The organism is Thauera sp. SWB20, from assembly GCF_000831325.1.
GTDB lineage: Bacteria > Pseudomonadota > Gammaproteobacteria > Burkholderiales > Rhodocyclaceae > Thauera > Thauera aminoaromatica.
In genome coordinates this window covers 556,804-572,899 of the sequence record NZ_JTDM01000021.1, presented here as the reverse complement: position 1 = coordinate 572,899, position 16,096 = coordinate 556,804, and the positions used below count along the sequence as shown (strand labels likewise).

17 protein-coding genes and 1 riboswitch are annotated in these 16,096 nt (G+C 71.3%); of the genes, 8 read left to right on the top strand and 9 right to left on the bottom strand.

Going from position 1 to position 16,096, the window contains the following annotated elements:
• The first annotated feature begins 3 nt into the window (after positions 1 to 3).
• From PO78_RS19910 to PO78_RS19875, 7 genes are all read left to right on the top strand, one after another.
• The gene (locus PO78_RS19910; protein ID WP_043746371.1) at positions 4 to 771 is read left to right on the top strand and encodes an ABC transporter ATP-binding protein; all 768 of its coding nucleotides are present in this window, start codon (positions 4 to 6) and stop codon (positions 769 to 771) included.
• On the top strand, positions 764 to 1,519 hold the full coding sequence (locus PO78_RS19905; protein ID WP_043746368.1) for an ATP-binding cassette domain-containing protein: 756 nt from the start codon (positions 764 to 766) through the stop codon (positions 1,517 to 1,519). Before PO78_RS19910 ends, PO78_RS19905 begins: the two co-directional genes overlap by 8 nt.
• Complete coding sequence (locus PO78_RS19900; RefSeq protein WP_443080480.1) at positions 1,516 to 2,586, top strand: PQQ-dependent catabolism-associated beta-propeller protein; 1,071 nt, start codon at positions 1,516 to 1,518, stop codon at positions 2,584 to 2,586. The genes PO78_RS19905 and PO78_RS19900 overlap by 4 nt, the downstream gene beginning before the upstream one ends.
• A gap of 1,000 nt (positions 2,587 to 3,586) precedes the next feature.
• Positions 3,587 to 4,771, top strand: a complete 1,185-nt coding sequence (locus PO78_RS19890) for an amino acid ABC transporter substrate-binding protein (protein WP_040829622.1) — start codon at positions 3,587 to 3,589, stop codon at positions 4,769 to 4,771.
• A 57-nt stretch (positions 4,772 to 4,828) separates the two neighbouring features.
• Positions 4,829 to 5,638, top strand: coding sequence for an ABC transporter permease (locus PO78_RS19885; protein WP_043746361.1), 810 nt, complete (start codon positions 4,829 to 4,831; stop codon positions 5,636 to 5,638).
• Positions 5,639 to 5,704: 66 nt separating this feature from the next.
• The gene (locus PO78_RS19880) at positions 5,705 to 7,732 is read left to right on the top strand and encodes a chorismate-binding protein (RefSeq protein ID WP_052484471.1); all 2,028 of its coding nucleotides are present in this window, start codon (positions 5,705 to 5,707) and stop codon (positions 7,730 to 7,732) included.
• Between the two features lie 106 nt (positions 7,733 to 7,838).
• Positions 7,839 to 8,045, top strand: a riboswitch (cobalamin riboswitch).
• 157 nt (positions 8,046 to 8,202) lie between these two features.
• Positions 8,203 to 8,718, top strand: coding sequence for a GNAT family N-acetyltransferase (locus PO78_RS19875; protein WP_004327579.1), 516 nt, complete (start codon positions 8,203 to 8,205; stop codon positions 8,716 to 8,718).
• A 113-nt stretch (positions 8,719 to 8,831) separates the two neighbouring features.
• Here PO78_RS19875 and PO78_RS19870 read toward each other — a convergent pair whose 3' ends face one another.
• The 9 genes from PO78_RS19870 to pqqA all read right to left on the bottom strand — a co-directional run bounded on the left by PO78_RS19870 (position 8,832) and on the right by pqqA (position 14,737).
• Positions 8,832 to 9,227, bottom strand: a complete 396-nt coding sequence (locus PO78_RS19870; protein ID WP_043746358.1) for a type II toxin-antitoxin system VapC family toxin — start codon at positions 9,225 to 9,227, stop codon at positions 8,832 to 8,834.
• Entirely contained in the window at positions 9,224 to 9,469 is a 246-nt protein-coding gene (locus PO78_RS19865) for a FitA-like ribbon-helix-helix domain-containing protein (protein ID WP_004327583.1), read from the bottom strand. Before PO78_RS19865 ends, PO78_RS19870 begins: the two co-directional genes overlap by 4 nt.
• A 148-nt stretch (positions 9,470 to 9,617) precedes the next feature.
• Positions 9,618 to 10,364, bottom strand: coding sequence for a hypothetical protein (locus PO78_RS23665; RefSeq protein WP_012585699.1), 747 nt, complete (start codon positions 10,362 to 10,364; stop codon positions 9,618 to 9,620).
• Entirely contained in the window at positions 10,361 to 11,452 is a 1,092-nt protein-coding gene (gene serC / locus PO78_RS19855) for a 3-phosphoserine/phosphohydroxythreonine transaminase (protein ID WP_043746354.1), read from the bottom strand. The genes PO78_RS23665 and serC overlap by 4 nt, the downstream gene beginning before the upstream one ends.
• A gap of 5 nt (positions 11,453 to 11,457) precedes the next feature.
• The gene (locus tag PO78_RS19850; protein WP_043746351.1) at positions 11,458 to 11,958 is read right to left on the bottom strand and encodes a urate hydroxylase PuuD; all 501 of its coding nucleotides are present in this window, start codon (positions 11,956 to 11,958) and stop codon (positions 11,458 to 11,460) included.
• A 103-nt stretch (positions 11,959 to 12,061) separates the two neighbouring features.
• Positions 12,062 to 13,207 carry a pyrroloquinoline quinone biosynthesis protein PqqE gene (gene pqqE / locus PO78_RS19845; RefSeq protein WP_043746348.1) on the bottom strand — a complete coding sequence of 382 codons (1,146 nt, stop codon included), beginning with the start codon at positions 13,205 to 13,207 and terminating at the stop codon, positions 12,062 to 12,064.
• Between the two features lie 92 nt (positions 13,208 to 13,299).
• Entirely contained in the window at positions 13,300 to 14,313 is a 1,014-nt protein-coding gene (locus PO78_RS19840; RefSeq protein WP_043746346.1) for an alpha/beta fold hydrolase, read from the bottom strand.
• Positions 14,313 to 14,600 (bottom strand): pyrroloquinoline quinone biosynthesis peptide chaperone PqqD, encoded by a 288-nt coding sequence (gene pqqD / locus PO78_RS19835; protein ID WP_012585695.1) that lies wholly within the window; start codon positions 14,598 to 14,600, stop codon positions 14,313 to 14,315. The genes PO78_RS19840 and pqqD overlap by 1 nt, the downstream gene beginning before the upstream one ends.
• 62 nt (positions 14,601 to 14,662) lie before the next feature.
• Positions 14,663 to 14,737: a pyrroloquinoline quinone precursor peptide PqqA gene (gene pqqA, locus PO78_RS23660; protein WP_144312226.1), complete on the bottom strand. Its 75-nt coding sequence runs from the start codon at positions 14,735 to 14,737 to the stop codon at positions 14,663 to 14,665.
• Between the two features lie 270 nt (positions 14,738 to 15,007).
• Here pqqA and PO78_RS19830 point away from each other — a divergent pair, with 270 nt between their 5' ends.
• The gene (locus PO78_RS19830) at positions 15,008 to 16,096 is read left to right on the top strand and encodes a response regulator (protein ID WP_043746343.1); all 1,089 of its coding nucleotides are present in this window, start codon (positions 15,008 to 15,010) and stop codon (positions 16,094 to 16,096) included.

The following is a 16,096-nucleotide window of genomic DNA, read 5'->3' as shown; positions in this document are numbered from 1 at the left end:
GCGATGCTCGACATCCGCATCGACACCAAGCGTTTCCCCGACCGTGGCGGGCGTCCGCACCTGGCCTTGTCGGGGCTGCACATGCAGGTCGCGCGCGGCGAGTTCGTCTGCGTGGTGGGGCCCTCGGGCTGCGGCAAGAGCACGCTGCTCGGCATCGTCGGCGGGCTCGATCGCGCCTGCGCGGGTGAGGTGAGCATGGACGGCCGCGCGCCGGCCGACCTCGGCTTCATGTTCCAGGAGCCGCGCCTGATGCCCTGGATGAGCGTGCTCGACAACGTGCTGCTGGTGGTGCCCGACGGCGTGCGCGCGCAGGCGCGGCCGCGGGCGCTGGAGCTGCTGCGCGCGATGGAGCTCGGCGACGTGCTCGACGCCTACCCCGGGCGCCTCTCGGGCGGCATGATGCGCCGCGTCGCGCTCGCCCGCGCCTTCGTCAACGAGCCCGCGCTGCTGCTGATGGACGAGCCCTTCGTGTCGCTCGACAGCCCGACCGCGAACCGCCTGCGCGCGATGCTGCTCGCGCAGTGGCGGCGCTGCGGCGCGAGCGTGCTCTTCGTCACCCACGACCTGCGCGAGGCGCTCGCGCTTGCGGACCGCATCTGCTTCCTGTCGCCGTCGCCGGGGCGGGTGGTGTTCGAGTTGGCGGTCGATCTGCCGCGCCCGCGCGATCCGTCCGGCGCGCAGCTCGACGGGCTGCACGCGCAGCTGCTCGCCCGCCATCCCGAGCTGCTCGCCGGCCTGCCGGCGGCGCGCGAGGAGGCGGCCCATGACTGAGGCACGCGAGGTCTTGCTCCAGGTGCGCGGGGTGCGCAAGGCCTACGGTGCGCGGCCGGCGCTGAAGGGGGTGGACCTGGAGGTGCGCGCGGGCGAGTTCGTCGCCCTGCTCGGGCCCAACGGCGCCGGCAAGAGCACGCTGTTCCAGTTGCTGACCGGCTTGTTCGACGCCGACGCCGGCGAGCTGCGGGTGTGCGGCGAGGACATGCGGCGCACGCCGGTGCGCGCGCTCGGGCGCATCGGCGTGGTGTTCCAGCAGATGACGCTGGACCTCGACCTCAGCGTCGAGGCCAACCTCGTCTTCCATGCGCGCCTGCACGGCATCGGCGGTGCCGAGTCGCGCGTGCGCATCGTCGACGTGCTCGCGCGCGTGGGCCTCGCCGACCGCCGCGCCGACCGCGTGCGCGAGCTCTCCGGCGGCAACCGGCGCAAGGTCGAGCTCGCGCGCGCCCTGCTGCACCGGCCGGCGGTGCTGCTGATGGACGAGGCTACGGTCGGCCTCGACCCGGCCTCGCGCCGCCATCTGCTCGACGAGGTGCTGGCGCTGCGCGCCGCGGGCGTCGGCGTGCTGTGGGCCACCCACCTGGTCGATGAGGCCGAGGCCGCCGACCGCGTGCTGGTGCTGCATCGAGGCGAGCTGCTCGCAGCCTACGCGCCTGCCGCCCTGACCGCCGCCGCGCACTGCGCCAGCCTGTCGGAGGCCTTCCTGAAGCTCACCGGCACGCCGCAGGCGGCTGATCGCGAATGATTTCGACAACCGGCATCCCGCCGCACCAGACCGCAGCGAACTCCCCGCGCGGCCACGACAACAAGGAGATGACCCGCATGACCCCACCGAAGACCCCGATCCGCGCACTCGCCGCAGCCCTGTGTCTCGGCCTGTGTGCCGGCGCCGCGCTCGCCAGGGACACCGGCTACCTGTTCGTCAGCAGCGAGAACGACAACGCGGTGACCGTGCTCGACGGCAAGAGCTTCCAGGTCGTCAAGACCATCGCCACCGGCGAGCGCCCGCGCGACATGAAGCTGTCGGCCGACCGCAGCCAGGTCTTCGTGATCGCCAGCAACAGCGAACGCGTGGACGTGATCGACATCGCCAGGCTGGAGGTCGTGCGCAGCATCGACGTCGGCGAGGACCCGGAGATGTTCGCCTTCGGCAAGGACGGCAGCCGCCTCTACGTCTCCAACGAGGAAGACGCCCAGGTCTCGGTGATCGACGTGGCCGCCAACAAGGTGCTGGCGAGGATCGAGGTGGGCGAGGAGCCCGAGGGCGTGCTCGTCGGCAAGGACGGCAGCCGGCTCTACGTCACCTCGGAGGTGGCCAACATGGTCCATGTGATCGACACCGCCAGCAACGCGATCCTCGCCAACGTGGTGGTCGGCAACCGTCCGCGCCGCTTCGCCGACACGCCGGACGGCGGCGAGGTGTGGGTCACCAACGAACTCGGCGCCTCGGTGACCGTGCTCGACGCAAAGACCAACGTGGTGAAGGAGACGGTCACGTTTGCGCCGAAGGGCTTTCGCAGCGACGACGTGACCCCGGTCGGCATCGCCATGACGCGCGACGGCAAGACCGCCTATGTGACCCTGGGGCGCGCCAACCACGTCGCGGTGGTCGACGTCGCCACCCGCAAGGTGCGCGACTACGTGCTGGTGGGCAATCGCGCCTGGGGCGCGACGCTGAACCGCGACGAATCGATGCTGGTGGTGGTCAATGGCCTGTCGGACGACATCTCGCTGGTCGACACCAGGACCAACAAGGTGCTGCGCTCGGTCCCGGTCGGCCGCGTGCCGCACACCGCGGTGATCGACGATTGAGCCCCGGGACCCCCGCAATCGCGACTCGCGTCGCTCCTACGAGAACCCCGGGCGCCCGGGGCGGCACCGTGCAGGAGCGACGCAAGTCGCGATCAAGGCGGTGCAGGAAGCGCAGCGCGGGCTGGGACGCTGCAATCGCGACTCGCGTCGCTCCTACGAGAACCCCGGGCGCCCGGGATGGCACCGCGTAGGAGCGACGCAAGTCGCGATCAAGGCGGTGCAGGAAGCACGGCGCGGGCTGGAGGGCTGCAATCGCGACTCGCGTCGCTCCTACGAGAACCCCGGGCGCCCGGGGTGGCACCGCGTAGGAGCGACGCAAGTCGCGATCAAGGCGGTGCAGGAAGCGCGGCGCGGGCTGGAGGGCTGCAATCGCGACTCGCGTCGCTCCTACAAGAACGCCGGGCGCCCGGGATGGCACCGTGTAGGAGCGACGCAAGTCGCGATCAAGGCGGTGCAGGAAGCGCGGCGCGGGCTGGAGGGCAGCAATCGCGACTCGCGTCGCTCCTACGAGAACCCCGGGCACCCGGGATGCCACCGTGTAGGAGCGACGCAAGTCGCGATCAAGGCGGTGCAGGAAGCGCGGCGCGGGCTGGAGGGCTGCAATCGCGACTCGCGTCGCTCCTGCGAGAACCCCGGGCGCCCGGGATGGCACCGTGTAGGAGCGACGCAAGTCGCGATCAAGGCGGTGCAGGAAGCACGGCGCGGGCTGGAGGGCTGCAATCGCGACTCGCGTCGCTCCTGCGAGAGCCCCGGGCACCCGGGATGGCACCGTGTAGGAGCGACGCAAGTCGCGATCAAGGCGGTGCAGGAAGCACGGCGCGGGCTGGGACGCTGCAATCGCGACTCGCGTCGCTCCTACGAGAACGCCGGGCGCCCGGGTTGGCACCGTGTAGGAGCGACGCAAGTCGCGATCAAGGCGGTGGACGAAGCGCAGCGCGGACTGTGACGAACGGTGCGGATCCGGGGTTGTGATGCTCGAACGATCGATGGGGTGTTCCAGATGATGATTTTCCGTGCGCTGACGCAATTCGCCCTGGCGGCCTCGCTGCTGTTCTTCGCGCTCGCCGCCGGGGCGGCGGAGGTGATCCGCTTCGGCTATCTCGAGCTCGCCGACGATCCGCGCTACGACGAGCGCAAGGCCTTCTTCCGTACCTTGTCGCGCCCGCTCGGTGCGCCCTTCGCCGGTGCCGAGGTGGCCTTGCGCGAGTCGCGCTTCGTCGGCCAGGCGATCGGCGTGAGCTTCGAGCTCGTGCGCGCGCGCGGTGCCGACGCGCGCGCGCTGGTGGCCGAGCTCGACAAGCTGCACGCCGAGGGCGTGCGTCACTTCCTGATCGACGCCCCGGGCAAGGTGGTGGCCGAAGTCGCCGCCGCCACGCGCGGCCGCGAGCTGCTGCTCTTCAACGTCTCGGCGCCGGACGACGCGCTGCGCCAGGCGCAGTGCCAGGCCCACCTCTACCACACGATCCCCAACCACGGCATGCAGACCGACGCGCTCGCGCAGTTCCTGGTGGCGAAGAAGTGGCGCAAGGTGCTGCTGCTGCAGGGGCCGCGCGACGACGACAGGCTGATCGGCGCCGCCTTCGAGAACTCCGCGCGCCGGCTCGGCTTGAAGATCGTCGACAAGAAGGACTTCGTGCTCGGCAACGACCCGCGCCAGCGCGAGCTCGGCAACGTCGGCCTGCTGACCGCGGGCGACGACCACGACGTCGTCTTCGTCGCCGACAGCGACGGCGAATTCGCGCGCAGCGTGCCCTACGACACCGTGCGCCCGCGCCCGGTGGTGGGCGCCGAGGGGCTGGTCGCCGAGGCCTGGCACTGGGCCTGGTCGCGCCACGGCGCGCCGCAGCTCGTCAGCCGCTTCGACAAGCAGGCGGGGCGCCACATGGGCAGTGCCGACTGGGCCGCCTGGGTGGCGGTGAAGGCGGTGGTCGAGGCCGTGGTGCGCACCGGCAACGCGCCCTTCGACAAGCGGGTCGCCTACCTCGGCGGCGAGGAGATCACCATCGACGGCTTCAAGGGCAACCGCCTGTACTTCCGCGACTGGGACCGCCAGCTGCGCCAGCCGCTGCTGCTCGCCACGCACAACGCGGTGATCGAGCGCGCCCCCATCCAGGGCTTCCTCCACCAGACCAACAACCTGGACACGCTCGGCTTCGACCGCCGCGACAGTCGCTGCAAGCCCTGAGCCCGACCGGATCATGAACCTGCCTTCGCCCACCCCGTCCGCTTCGCGAGGATTCCGATGAGACCTGCCCACGCCCTGCTCGCGCTGCAGGCGGTCGCCAGCCGCGAGCTCGCCAAGTTCGTCCGCCAGGGCGGGCGCCTGGCCTCGGCGCTGGTGCGGCCGCTGCTGTGGCTGGTGGTGTTCGCCGCCGGCTTCCAGAACGTGTTCGGGGTGTCGATCATCCCGCCCTACGACACCTACATCCCCTACCAGACCTACATCGTGCCCGGCCTGCTCGGCATGGTGCTGCTGTTCAACGGCATGCAGTCCTCGCTGGCGATGGTCTATGACCGCGAGATGGGCATGATGCGCCTGCTGCTCACCGCGCCGCTGCCGCGCGGCTACCTGCTGCTGTGCAAGCTGCTCGCCGGCACGCTGCTGTCGGTGCTGCAGGCCTACGTCTTCCTCGCCGTCGCGGCGCTGTTCGACGTCGGCGTGCCGTGGTCGGGCTGGCTGTACGCGCTGCCGGTGCTGGTGCTGGCCGGCATGATGCTGGGTGCGCTCGGCCTGCTGCTGTCGGTCAATATCCGCCAGCTGGAGAACTTCGCCGGCACGATGAACTTCGTGATCTTCCCGATGTTCTTCCTGTCGCCGGCGCTCTATCCGCTGTGGAAACTGGAGGAGTCGGGCGCCACCGTCATCCACTTCCTCGCCACCTGGAACCCCTTCACCCACGCGGTCGAGGCCATCCGCTTCGCGCTCCACGGCCAGCTCGCCGTGCACTCGCTGGCGATCGTCGCCGGCTGCCTCGCAGGCTTCTTCCTGCTCGCCGCCTGGGGCTACGACCCGCAGCGCGGCCTCTTGCGGCGCACCGGCAAGCCGGGCTGAGCGCTCGCCGGGGCAAGGAGCGGGCCGCGGGATACAATCCGCGGCCCGTTTCGTCCTGTCTCGCCCATGTCCGCTCCGCCCGCCGTCCCGCCGCTCGACCCCGCCTGCTTCGCGCTGCTCGACGACTGCCATGCCACCGGCGCTTCGCCGTCCAGCCGCCTTTATCGTGGCCTGGTGCGCGCGCATCGCTGCGCGGACCCGTCCGCGCTGGAGGCGACGTGGGCCGCGGTGGACGCCGACCTGCGCGCCGGCCTGCACGCGGTGGTGCTGGCTGATTACGAGTGGGGCGTGCGGCTGAATGGCGTCGGGCAGGAGGACGTCGGGCGGGAGAGTAGGGCGCCGAAGGCTTGCGGCCGCTTGGCCGTGCTGATGTTCGCCACGCTGCAGCACCTTTCGGCCGTCGCGGTCGAGGCCTGGCTGGCGGCGGCCGAGGCCGGCGGGACTGAGACGGGCAAGCTCGAGGTGCGTGAGGCGCAACGCCAGCGCCGGCCTGCGATCGGCACATCGGCGACAGCGCCCGATCCCGATCCCGACACCGGTCCGGCTCCCGCCGGCGTGCTCGGCCTGCGCGCCTCGGTCGATCGCGCAGCCTTCGAGGACGCGATCGCGCGCATCCACGCCGCCATCGCCGAGGGCGAGACCTACCAGGTCAACTACAGCTACCGCCTGGATTTCGACACCTTCGGCTCGCCGCTCGCGCTCTACCGCCGCCTGCGTGCGCGCCAGCCGGTGGCCTTCGGCGCGCTGATCCGCCTGCCCGCCGACGCCGACGAGGGCGGCCCGGACTGGGTGCTGTCGTGCTCGCCGGAGCTCTTCCTGCGCCACCACGACGGCGTGCTGCAGGCGCGCCCGATGAAGGGCACTGCGGCGCGCAGCGGCGACGACGCGGCCGATGCGCTCGCCGCGCGCAGGCTCGCGGCCGACGCCAAGAACCGCGCCGAAAACCTCATGATCGTCGACCTGCTGCGCAACGACCTCGGCCGCGTCGCGACCACCGGCAGCGTGCGCGTGCCGGCGCTGTTCGAGGTCGAGCGCTACCCGACCGTGCTGCAGATGACCTCCACGGTCGCGGCGGAGCTGCCCGCGGACGTCGGCTTTCCCGCGCTGCTGCGCGCGCTGTTTCCCTGCGGCTCGATCACCGGCGCGCCCAAGCACCGCACGATGCAGCTCATCGCCGAGCTGGAGACCGAGCCGCGCGGCCTCTACACCGGCAGCCTCGGCTGGATCGACGCGCCGCGCCCGGGGCACGCCTGCGGCGACTTCTGCCTGTCGGTGGCGATCCGCACGCTGACGCTGGAGCGCATCGGGCAGGGTGCGGATGCGCTCGCCGGCGCGCGGCATCGCGGCCGCATGGGCGTGGGCGCCGGCATCGTGATCGACAGCGCGGCCGCCGACGAGTACGCGGAGTGCCGGCTCAAGGCGCGCTTCCTCAGCGCGCTCGACCCCGGCTTCGCGCTCTTCGAGACCCTGTACGCGACCCGCGAGGCCGGCGTGCGCAATCTCGACCGCCACCTCGCCCGCCTCGAAGCCAGCGCCGCCGCGCTCGACTTCGTGTTCGAGCGCGCACGCATCGAGGTCGCGCTGGGCGCCCAGCTCGCCGCGCTGCCGCCGGCCACGCCCTCGCGCCTGCGCCTGGCGCTGCACAAGGACGGCCGCCTCGAGCTCGCCGCCGCCGCGCTCGACGCGCTGCCGCCCGGCGCGGTCACGGTGCTGCTCGCCGAGCGCCCGCTCGACGACCCGCAGGGCCTCGGCGCGCACAAGACCACGCTGCGCGCGCGCTACGACGAGGGCCTCCGCGCCGCGCTGGCCGCGGGCGCCTTCGACACGCTGTTCTTCGACTCGGCGGGCCGCCTCACCGAGGGCGCGCGCAGCAACGTCTTCCTGCTCCTCGACGGCGAGTGGCGCACCCCGCCCGCCGGCCGCGGCGTGCTGCCCGGCACGATGCGCGCCGCGCTGCTGGAGGATCCGTCCTGGGCCGCGCGCGAGGCCGAGCTGCGCGTGGAGGACCTGCTGCGCGCGCAGCGCATCGTGCTGACGAACGCGCTGCGCGGGGTGGTGGAGGCGAGGCTGGAGCGCGCCGTCGGCGGTCGCTGAGCCGGCGGCGAGTGCTCGGGTCCGACCCAGGGTGGCTCGCCAGCGTGCGGCCGGCATCCGCGGGCGGATCCCGGGAGTGGTTTGACAGGCTGGAGGCGCGCGGCTAACCTCGGCCGCGTTTCATGGTTGCCTGCCCTCACCGGCCGGCATGAAAAGGGAATCCGGTAACACGCCCGCGCGTGCAAGCCGGAGCTGCCCCCGCAACTGTATGCGACGAGTCGCGTGCCCATCTGGCCACTGGAGTCTCTCCGGGAAGGCTGGCACGAGGCGAGGACCCGCAAGCCAGGAGACCTGCCATGGACATCACCTTCATTCGTTTAGGGCGGGGTGTCCCTGACAAGAGGCATGGTCCATACCATTTCACTTGCTCGTCTCGCAGATGATCCGGCAGTTCCCTGCGCCCTTCGCGGCGCCGGGGAGGCTGGGACGCGTCCGCCGGAGATCCCGCCCGCCTGCCCGGGGTCTCCGCCATGTCCGTCGTCGCCAGTCCAGTCTCGCCCAGTTCCCTCGCTGCGGATGATCGCAAGCGGCACCGCCCTCCCGGCCCGCTGCTCGGGTTCGCGCCGGCGGATGCCGAGCGCATCCTCGCCCACCTCGTGGCGCTCGATGTCGACGATCGCTTCCTTCGCTTCGGCTACGGCATCGGTGACGAGGGGATCGCCCGCTACGTCGCCCGCATCGACTTCGCGCGCGACCACGTCCACGGCCTGACCGACGCGGGCGGAAGGGTCGTGGCGCTCGCGCACATGGCCGTCCGCGATGGCGAGGTCGATTTCGGTCTCAGCGTGGCACCCGCCTGGCGCCGCCGCGGCTGGGGCCGGACCCTGTTCGCCCACGTCGTCGAGCTCGCACCCCTGCTGCGCGCGCAGCGCGTGCTGTGCCACAGCATCAGCCCCGCGGTGCTGCACATGGCCGGCGCCAGCGGTTTTCGCCGCGTGGGCGGCAATCCGGCCGCGCCCCTGGTGCTGGACATTCCAGTCGGCTGACGCCTCGGCTACCGGAGCACTCGACCGGTTTTTCAGCCGGCTCCGGCGACGCGAGGGAAGCCATTTCGGCGGAGCTTCAGCGAGAAGGTGCGCCAAACCGCTGAATCCAGGGCTCACGCCGCAGTGAGCGGCACCGCGAACTTCGGGAATGCCCTGAGCAGCCTGGCTTCCATCGTCACCAGTTTCACGTCCAGGCGCAGGGCCAGCGCGGCAAACTCGCAGTCATACGCAGAACAATCGGTGTCGCGCACGAGCTCCAGTACCCGCTGAGAGTCGACTTTATGCTCGTTCCCCGCAAGCAGGCTCTCCGCCTCGGCCTGCAAGGCGCGCGCATCATCGAAAGCCAGGGTCTTTCGTCGCAGGTAACCCGCGAGAATGCTGCGGAACTCGCTGCGCCACAGCACCGGCGCCACCCACTCCGGGTCATGCTCCAGCAGCGCCTCGGCATGTGTATTGAACTCGGTCGGCAGGTACAGGTACGCCAGGACATTGGTATCCACCACGATCACAGGCGGTCCTCGCGCTTCAAGGCGTCGATGTCGTGCGCCCTGAACTTCGACGCTGGCAGTGCAGCTCGCAATGCGCGGGCACGGGCCAGTCGCTCACTCGGGGCGATCCTGCCCGGCAGCAACACGGTCTCCAGGCACACGATCGCTTCGCTGTTCAGGCTGCGCCTGTGCGTTACCGCCGACGCCTTCAGACGTTGGTATATCTCATCTGGAATATTCTTCAGGGTCAGCGTAGTGGGCATGGCAGGCTCCTTCCAAAGTGGAACCATAATGGTTCTTGAGGCCAGTGCGTCAAGCCGATACGTCCACCATATCGACCACATCGCGCGCCAGGTGCGATTCGGGCAGCCAATCCTGCAACGAGGGCGGCAGAGGTAGTCCGCCAGCTTGCTAGGCGCTGCCCAGCAACTGCGCCAGACAGGTCGCCCCCGATTCGGAGAATGCGCGGTGAACCTGCACGCCCGCAGCGCCGCTCGCGCGGACTTCGGCGACGTCGCTTGCCTTGCGGATGCCGCCCACTGCCACCACGGCCGGACCGTCGGACACTGCGGTGATCAGAACGTGCAGGCGCGAGAGGCGCTTCGGGTCGTCGTCCGGCAGCACGGCCGTCAGCAGGTCGAAGCCTGCTGCCGCGGCGGCGAGGGCGACCGCCGGCGGCGCCTCATTCGCCCAGTTCGCCCCGCCGAGCCTGAACTTGAGCGCGAGCGGAACCCGGCGCGGCAGCCCGGCGCGCGCCGCCGCCACCGCGCGCAGCGCGGCCTCGACGAGCGGCAGCCTTGCAGGCGCCAGCAGCGGCGCGCAGGCGCGCGCGGACAGGTTGAAGCTGAGGTAGTCCGCCACGTCCCAGGCGCCGTAGAGCCCGGCGATCCAGCACGCGGCGAGCGTCCGGGGCGCTGCGTCGGCGGGCTGGCCGAGGCCGATGCCGATCGCGGCCGCGCCGGGCGCACGCGCGGGCAGGGCGGCGAGCCGGGCGCGCAGCGCGGCCAGCTCCGCGCCTGCCCGCGGCCCGACCGCGACGGTGCCGAACTCCACGCTGCCGAAGCCGAGGCCGAGCAGCTCGGCGGCGCGCGTGGCGTCCTTGTCGATGCCGCCGGCCAGACCCGGGCGGGCGTGCCAGGGGAAGGTCGCCCGGCTCATCCGCGACGGCGGGCGAAGTCCGCCATGAAGCCGGCCAGCGCGTCCGCGCCGGCCTGTGGCATGGCGTTGTAGAGGCTGGCACGCAGTCCGCCCACCTGGCGATGGCCGCGCAGGTTGTGCAGGCCGTGGGTGGCGGCTTCGGCGAGGAAGGGCTCGACGAGTGCTTCGTCGGCGAGGTGGAAGCGGACATTCACCGGCGAGCGGTGCGCCGCGGCCACCGGCGCGCGATAGAAGCCGCCGCTGCCGTCGATCGCCGCGTACAGCGTGGCGGCCTTGCGGCGGTTGGCGGCGCCCATCGCGGCCAGCCCGCCGCATTCGGCGATCCAGTCGAAGACCAGGCCGGCGAGGTGGATCGCCAGCGTCGGCGGCGTATTGAGGCAGCTGTCGGCTTCGGCCTGGCGGCGATAGCTCAGCGCCGCGGGCACCGCGGGCGCGGCGCGCTCGAGCAGGTCCTCGCGCACCACCAGCACGCACAGCCCGGCGACGCCGAGGTTCTTCTGCGCGCTGGCGTAGAGCAGGCCGAAGCGGGCGAGGTCGAGCGGCGCGGTGAGCAGACACGAGGTGGCGTCGGCCACCAGCGCAACCTCGCCGGTGTCGGGCAGGGCCGGGTAGGCGAGGCCGTCGACCGTCTCGTTGGGGGTGATGTGGCAGTAGGCGCAGTCGGCGGGCAGGTCCCAGCGCCCGCCCGGCGGTGCGGCGAGTGGTGCAGCGCCCTCGAAGCCGGGCGCGGCGACCACCTCGCAGTAGCGCCGCGCCTCGGCGATCGCGCGCTGCGCCCAGTAGCCGGAGTCGGCGTAGGCCGCGCGCTGCGCGCCGCCGAGCAGGTTCATCGGCACCAGCGCGAACTGCTGCATGGCGCCGCCGGCGAGGAAGAGGACGCGGTAGCCGGCGGGCAGCTCGAGGAGCTGCGCCAGGCGCTCGCGTGCGCTGTGCAGCGTCGCGCGGAAGGCGTCGCCGGTGAAGGGGCGCTCGAGCGCCGAGGCGCCGTCCGCGCCGCGCACGAACAGGCCGTCGCGCGCGCGCTCGAGCACCGCGTCGGGCAGGCGCGCCGGGCCGGCGGCGAAGTTCCAGGCGGTGGCGGGATTCATCGCGTTCAGCCCGCCAGACCGCCGTGGCTGCTCGCCGCCATGAAGAACAGCAGCGGGATCGACAGCATGGTGTTGGTGCGCGAGGACAGGTGGGTGATGCGCGAGCAGCGCAGGCGCTCGTCCACGCTCGCCGGCACCAGGCCGAGCACCTTCTGCTGGTGCGGCCACAGCACGAACCAGACGTTGAGCATCATGAAAGTGCCGATCCAGGTGCCCAGCCCGATCGGCGCCAGCGCGCCGTCGAGCATGAGCGCGTCAGGCAGCCAGCCGCGCTGCCACAGCATCAGCAGGCCGGCGCTCCACGCCACCACCGAGGCCCAGCGGAAGAAGCCGTGCTCGCGGTTGAGCAGGGCCTGGAAGCGCGGGCTGGTGTCGTCGGTGAGGTCGGCGGCGGCGAGCGGCCGCCAGCCCGGGCGCTGCACCACGCTGGAGTAGTTGTGGCCGACCCAGATAATCCCGGCGATGAAGTGCGTCCAGCGCAGCGCGAGGTCGAAGAGCGGGTCCATGGCGCTTTCAGCCGGCGACGAGCGGCAGCAGGGCGGCGAGCACGGCGGTGAGCAGCAGCCCGAGCGCGATCGTGCCGGTGGCGGTGTCGTAGGGATGGCGCATTCAGCCCTCCATGAAGGCGGTGGAGACCGCGCCGGCGGCGCGCTTGATGAGCGGCTTGCGGAAGCGCAGCGGCGCCGCCACCCCGGCCACCGCCTGCTGCACCAGGTGATGGTGCGGCGAGCGGCTGCACGCCGGGTCGGTGTTGGCGGCGTCGCCGGTGAGCAGGAAGGCCTGGCAGCGGCAGCCGCCGAAGTCCTTCTCCTTCTCCGCACAGGACCCGCAGGGCTCGGGCAGCCAGTCCAGGCCGCGGTACTTGCGGAACAGCGGCGACTCGTGCCAGATCCAGCCAAGCGGTCGGTCGCGCACCGACTCGAACGCCAGCCCGGGGATCACGCGCGCCTCCTGGCAGGGCATGGCGACGCCGTCGGGCGCGATCGTGAGGTGGATCGCGCCCCAGCCGTTCATGCACGCCTTGGGGCGGCCCTCGTAGTAGTCGGGGATCACGAAGTAGATCGTCATCGCCTTGCCGAGCTTCGCGCGCCATTCATTGACCACGCGTTCGGCCTCGCGCACCTGCTCGAGGGTGGGCATCAGTTCGTCGCGGTTCATCAGCGCCCAGTTGTAGTACTGGATGTTGGCGAACTCGATGTACTCGACGCCGAGCCCGGCGGCCCACTCGATCATCTCGCCGATCAGCTCGATGTTGTGGCGGAACACCGGCATGTTGAGCACCATCGGGAAGCCGTGCGCCTTGATCAGGCGCGCGGCCTCGAGCTTGTGCGCGTGGGCGCGCGCGCCCACCAGCGCGTCGGTGAGCCCGGGGCGGGTCGACTGCAGCGAGAGCTGGATCTGCTTGAGGCCGGCGGCCTTGAGGGCGAGCAGGCGTTCTTCGCTCAGGCCGATGCCCGAGGTGATCAGGTTGGTGTAGAAGCCCAGCCCGTCGGCGTGCGCGACCAGCTCTTCCAGGTCGGCGCGCTGCAGCGGCTCGCCGCCGGTGAAGCCGAGCTGCAGCGCGCCGATCGCGCGTGCGTCCCGCAGCACCTGCTTCCACTCCTCGGTCGACAGCTCCTTCGCGGCGTAGTCCTCGAAGTCGAGCGGGTTGTTGCACCAGGTGCACTTGAGCGGGCAGCGATAGGTCAGCTCCAGCGACAGCCACAAGGGCTTGCCCTGGCCGTCGAGGCTGAGTCCGTGGGTTTCCTTGGGCATGGCGTGCATCCTCCGGTGTCGATGCGGCCATGTTGCCCGTCGTCCGGGGGCGTGGCGTCCTGATGCTCTGCGATGCGGGCTGGCGATTTTCTTTATCGGCTGCGGCGGGGGTGGGCGCCGCGGTGGGCGCACTCTGCGACACGGTCGAGTGCGGCGACGCAGGCGGCGGCGATCGCCGCATCCAGCCCGGAGTGGCCCGCGCCGGCGACCTCGGTGTAGTCCGCCGCCGGCCATGCGCGGTGCAGCGCGCGCGCAGTGGCGGGCGGGCACACCGGATCGTCGGCGCCATGCACGATCGCCGCCGGCAGGCGGCGCAAGGCCGCGCAGGTGGCGAGCAGGCGTGCGGCGTCGGTGAAGCAGCCGTGGGCGAGGTAATGCGCCTGGATGCGCGCCTTGGCGAGTTCGCGGGCGTCGGGCGGGGCGGCGAGCGGCGGCTCGCCCATCAGCGCGCGCTCGTGGTCCAGCCAGTGGCGCGCGGCGGCGCGCCTCGTCTCGGGGCGGCCGGCGAGCATGCGGCGGCACCAGGTGGCGAGCAGATCGTCTTCCGCGTGTCGGGATCGGGCCCGGGGCAAGCGGATGAGCGCTTCCTCCGCGAGGCGCTGGCGCAGCCCGGGTGCGCGTGGAGGAATGCGCTCGGTGTAGGTACGCAGTTCCGCCGGCGAGCCGAGGAAGATGCCGCGCAGCACCAGGCCGGCGACGCGATGCGGGTGCGCGCCGGCGTATTCGAGCGCGAGCAGACTGCCCCAGGAGCCGCCGAACACGATCCAGCGCTCGATCGCCAGCGCTGTGCGGATGCGCTCGATGTCGGCGACGAGGTGGGCGGTGGTATTGGCGCGCAGGCCGCCGAGCGGCGTGCTGCGACCGCCGCCGCGCTGATCGAAGAGCACGGCGCGAAATCGTGCGGGGTCGAACAGGCGGCGCTGGCGCGGGTTGCAGCCGCTGCCCGGGCCACCGTGCAGGAAGACCACCGGGATGCCGTCGGCGCGGCCGCATTCCTCCACGTGCAGCACGTGGCCGCTCCCCACCGCGAGGCGGTGCGTGCAGAACGGCGCCGCCTCGGCCCACAGCGGCGGCGCGCCGCGCGAGGGCGCCGGGGCGGCGTCCATCAGGCGGCGCGCAGCCAGCCCTTGTCGCAGGCGAGATCCACGAAGGCGCGCACGCCGTCGGCGATCTCCGCGCCCTGTGCGGGAAAGGCCGCCTGCAGCTCGGCGACGATCGTCGCGACCGTGCGCGCACCGTCGCAGCGCTCGAGGACCGCGCCGGCCGAGGCGTTGAGTTTGATCAGACCTTCCGGGTAGAGCAGGATGAAAGCCGACTGGCTCTCTTCCCAGCGGAAGACGTAGTGGGGCGACAGCCGCGGGCGGGCGTCGGCGGGCAGGGGGAGGGCGTCCATGGCCGTCGGGGCGGCCGCGGCGGCGGCGATCCGTCTCCGCCGCGGCCGCGCGCTGCATACGCTCAACGTACGTATACGTAAGCCGTGACTTCGAAGCCGAGACGGATTTCGCAGTAGGCGGGGGTTTCCCAGTTCATGGCGCTTTCCTTGTGAGACGGGGCGGCACCGTGCTGCCCCCACGACGCATTGTTCTCCGGCGGACACGGCGCAGACCAGCGGCGAATCGCGAACACGGGCTCGCGAAAATCATGAGCTGGCGGGTGCGGGCGAGATGGACGCCATCGTTCATGCCGCTGGTCTGCTCGAGGATCTGCCTGTCGGGCGGTGCTTGCGGAGCGGAAAAATCCCGCAAACGCGCGCCGCAAATACTCGTAAACTGCAGCCGTGGTTTTCGTGCTGGAGCTCCCGTGCTTGAACACACCCTTCTGATCGTGGATGACGAGCCGGCCAATCTGGCGGTGCTGACGCACCTGTTGCAGCCCTACTACCGCGTGCGTGCGGTCAATTCCGGCCGCCGCTGCCTCGCGGCGGTGCGGCCGCCGCTGAAGCCGGATCTGATCCTGCTCGACGTGATGATGCCGGAGATGGATGGCTACGAAGTCCTGGCCCGGCTCCGCGCCGATCCCGCGACGAGCGACATCCCGGTGCTCTTCGTCACTGCACTCGATGACGACCTCAACGAGGAGAGCGGGCTGGCCCGAGGTGCCGCCGACTATCTCACCAAGCCGATTCGCCCCGGCGTCCTGCTGGCCCGTGTGCGCACCCAGCTCGAAGCCAAGCGGGGCCGCGACTTCTTGCGCGACCAGAATGCCCTGCTCGATGCGGAGGTCGCTCGGCGCATGCGCGAGAACGAACTCACCCAACTGGTCAGCATTCGCGCCTTGGCCCATCTCGCCGAAACGCGCGATCCCGAGACGGGCAACCACATCCTGCGCACTCAGGGCTATGTCCACCAGCTCGCCACGGCGCTGCAGCGGCACCCGCGCTTCAGCGATGTGCTCACATCGCGCTACATCGATCTCCTGACCAAGTCGGCGCCGCTGCACGATATCGGCAAGGTGGGCATCCCCGACGCCATCCTGCAGAAGCCCGGCCCGCTCACGCCCGAGGAATGGGCGGTCATGAAGACACACGCAGAGATCGGCGCCGAAGCCATCGATCGCGCCGAGGCCGACATCGAGACGACGGTCGATTTCCTTGTCCTGGCCAAGGAGATCGCCCACTGGCATCACGAAAAATGGGATGGCAGCGGTTACCCCGACGGACTCGAGGCAGAGGCCATTCCGCTCTCGGCTCGCCTCATGGCGCTGGCCGATGTGTTCGACGCACTGATTTCGGTGCGCGTGTACAAGCCAGCCATGTCCTACGAGGAGGCGCGGGAAGTCATCCTGGCCGGCCGGGGCCGGCATTTCGACCCGGACGTGGTCGATGCCTTCCTGACGAACTACGCCGAATTCGTCCGCATCGCCGAGCGCCACAGCGACACCGCCGCTTGA

Coding starts and splice junctions, on each gene's coding strand:
- PO78_RS19910 (WP_043746371.1), top strand. CDS start 4: ATGCTCGACATCCGCATCGACACCAAGCGTTTCCCCGACCGTGGCGGG.
- PO78_RS19905 (WP_043746368.1), top strand. CDS start 764: ATGACTGAGGCACGCGAGGTCTTGCTCCAGGTGCGCGGGGTGCGCAAG.
- PO78_RS19900 (WP_443080480.1), top strand. CDS start 1,516: ATGATTTCGACAACCGGCATCCCGCCGCACCAGACCGCAGCGAACTCC.
- PO78_RS19890 (WP_040829622.1), top strand. CDS start 3,587: ATGATGATTTTCCGTGCGCTGACGCAATTCGCCCTGGCGGCCTCGCTG.
- PO78_RS19885 (WP_043746361.1), top strand. CDS start 4,829: ATGAGACCTGCCCACGCCCTGCTCGCGCTGCAGGCGGTCGCCAGCCGC.
- PO78_RS19880 (WP_052484471.1), top strand. CDS start 5,705: ATGTCCGCTCCGCCCGCCGTCCCGCCGCTCGACCCCGCCTGCTTCGCG.
- PO78_RS19875 (WP_004327579.1), top strand. CDS start 8,203: ATGTCCGTCGTCGCCAGTCCAGTCTCGCCCAGTTCCCTCGCTGCGGAT.
- PO78_RS19865 (WP_004327583.1), bottom strand. CDS start 9,469: ATGCCCACTACGCTGACCCTGAAGAATATTCCAGATGAGATATACCAA.
- PO78_RS23665 (WP_012585699.1), bottom strand. CDS start 10,364: ATGAGCCGGGCGACCTTCCCCTGGCACGCCCGCCCGGGTCTGGCCGGC.
- serC (WP_043746354.1), bottom strand. CDS start 11,452: ATGAATCCCGCCACCGCCTGGAACTTCGCCGCCGGCCCGGCGCGCCTG.
- PO78_RS19850 (WP_043746351.1), bottom strand. CDS start 11,958: ATGGACCCGCTCTTCGACCTCGCGCTGCGCTGGACGCACTTCATCGCC.
- pqqE (WP_043746348.1), bottom strand. CDS start 13,207: ATGCCCAAGGAAACCCACGGACTCAGCCTCGACGGCCAGGGCAAGCCC.
- PO78_RS19840 (WP_043746346.1), bottom strand. CDS start 14,313: ATGGACGCCGCCCCGGCGCCCTCGCGCGGCGCGCCGCCGCTGTGGGCC.
- pqqD (WP_012585695.1), bottom strand. CDS start 14,600: ATGGACGCCCTCCCCCTGCCCGCCGACGCCCGCCCGCGGCTGTCGCCC.